The sequence below is a fragment of the Bacillus sp. LR--39 genome (assembly GCF_053613335.1).
Genome location: NZ_JBSIOT010000869.1, coordinates 1 through 711, shown reverse-complemented (window position 1 = coordinate 711; position 711 = coordinate 1). Strand labels below are relative to the sequence as shown.

Annotated in this window: 1 protein-coding gene; it reads right to left on the bottom strand. The window is 51.9% G+C overall.

Annotation, left to right across the window (positions count from 1 at the left end; genetic code table 11):
* Nucleotides 1–38 precede the first annotated feature (38 nt).
* Nucleotides 39–711 (bottom strand): nucleoside hydrolase (locus tag ACWHAR_RS27120; RefSeq protein WP_452088438.1); only part of this gene is annotated, 673 nt, incomplete at its 5' end.

Below are 711 nucleotides of genomic sequence, written 5' to 3'. Positions count from 1 at the left end.
AAATGTTTGTCCCTTTTTTAATCATGGAAAGTCTCCTTTTATAAAGATGGAATGCGGTCGGCTCTTTTCATCAACTCTTCAAAATACGCAAAAAATTGATCCCTGTCGACTTGATCAACGACTTTGACCATTCTGCCGTCAGGATGCTCTTCTGTCGTTCCTTGGCGCGGGCTTTGTGTATGGACAACCGCCTTGATGCTGCGCGAGCGTGTCATATCGACTGTGCCGAGCGTCAGCGTCGTCAGCACATCCCAAAGGTAGTATGTCGAATTCGTTTCGTTATGGACAAGCGGCGGACACATCGCATAGCATTGGCCGATAAAGTCGATCCCGATATGCTTTCTGAGGCTCGCCCAATGTGAGCGGATTTCGTTTGTCAAAGGCACCTGGTTCGTGCTTTCAAGCGCGACCATTTCGATCTGAATGTCGCTCTCGAATACCGTCTTCACGCTGTAAGGATCCCAAAAAGCGTTCCATTCCGCCGTCCCGTCGTGCTCAGGCTCTTCTACATTTCCTTTCTCAAGGAAGGTGCCGCCCATCCAGACAAGTTTTGCAATGTGCTTTATGATCGCCGGCTCTTCCTCAAGCGCCCTCGCCAAGTCTGTCAGCGGGCCGGTGAACAGCAGTGTCACCGGTTCCGGGCTCTGCCTCACGCATTCAATTAGATGAAGGTGAGCGGGCGGGTCTGACACCGGAGTCCGGACTTCGCCT